This window comes from Pseudomonas sp. P5_B2 (assembly GCF_056400445.1).
Window position 1 is genome coordinate 1 of the sequence record NZ_JBFULH010001422.1, and the last position, 612, is coordinate 612.

Sequence of the window (612 nt, forward strand, 5' to 3'; positions counted from 1 at the left end):
TGTCTATACTGGGAACCAGGTAATAGTCCCGTACTTGAAGGTTTGCTTGTTCCATACGCACAGCAATTGTGATGTCAGGGGCCAGGCTATTGTCGAATCTGAGTTTCCAGCGAAGCGTTCCAGCCGGTGTGGGTTGGCAACGGGCAATGACCACGGATGCCGTCCATTGATTGTTAACGGTCAGCAGGTCATTCTGATCGCTGAGTTCGACTCTTGCCCCAACGAACTTCAAGTGGTTTAGAACATCTTCAAGAACCTGCGGATGCAGCTGTCTTAGAGACCGATTGATCTCCAAATATCGATAGTCTCGATCTGGTGTATAACCGATAAGGGTGTAGGCACGTAAAAGGCCGCCGAAGCGATTTATATAGATAGTGCTGGAGGGCATGTTGTCCTGCTCGTCGATGAGCATCCCAGATAATGAGCCCGCCCGCTCTAATAGGGTACGAAGCAGCTCTAGCAGTTGTGCGTCATCCAGGCGGTGCGAGCGCTGTAAGATGATTTCGCGTACGTCGGCAAACACCTCCAGTGAAACAATGCCTTGGAATGCGCCATCACAGCGAACCCACTTGTCGGGTGGGTTGCGACTGATGCGTTTGCGCAGCTTGGAGG

Annotated in this window: 1 pseudogene; it reads right to left on the reverse strand. The window is 52.0% G+C overall.

The features are described from left to right. A pseudogene (locus tag AC1DRJ_RS31595) lies at window positions 1–612 on the reverse strand (recombinase family protein); the annotation flags it as partial.